Annotated in this window: 1 protein-coding gene; it reads left to right on the top strand. The window is 40.7% G+C overall.

Annotation, left to right across the window (positions count from 1 at the left end; all coding sequences use genetic code 11):
* Positions 1–180 (top strand): GNAT family N-acetyltransferase (locus tag AC1DLM_RS35525; protein WP_477572639.1); only part of this gene is annotated, 180 nt, incomplete at its 5' end.
* Positions 181–501 lie beyond the last annotated feature (321 nt).

Genomic DNA, 501 nt, shown 5'->3' on the forward strand with positions numbered 1-501 from the left:
AAAGTGTATTTGACGGTAGATGCTGATAATCCTGGTGCTATTCGGAGTTATGAAAAGGCTGGTTTCAATAAGGATGGCATACTAAGAGACGAAGTCTATAAAAATGGTCAATATATCGATCGTATAATGATGAGTATTTTGAAGCATGAATACTTAAAACTRTCTAGTTGTTCCAAATAACAAAGCATTTAGGAAAACCAGCCTGGAAGAAACTACGAAAGATAGTGTGCTTTCTCGAAAAATTGAATGTTAAGCTCCCTCATAGAATAAGGATTTTCTCACGAATGCTCGCTCATTCGCAGGATTTCAAGATGCATGGTAAATAGGAGTTCAGTTGTTTGGGTCTTGTGGGGCAGGTAGTTCCGTTAGAGCGCATGCGGGAACAGAAGGTGCTGAACTTMTTTACAACATCTTCCATAAAAATGGTATGCTGCACGCTTCTCTCCACAAGGTCCTTGGGGATTCACTCTCCCAAATCTCGACGGGTCTTTGCCCTCACAT

It is taken from the genome of Paenibacillus sp. 01T442 (assembly GCF_056398345.1).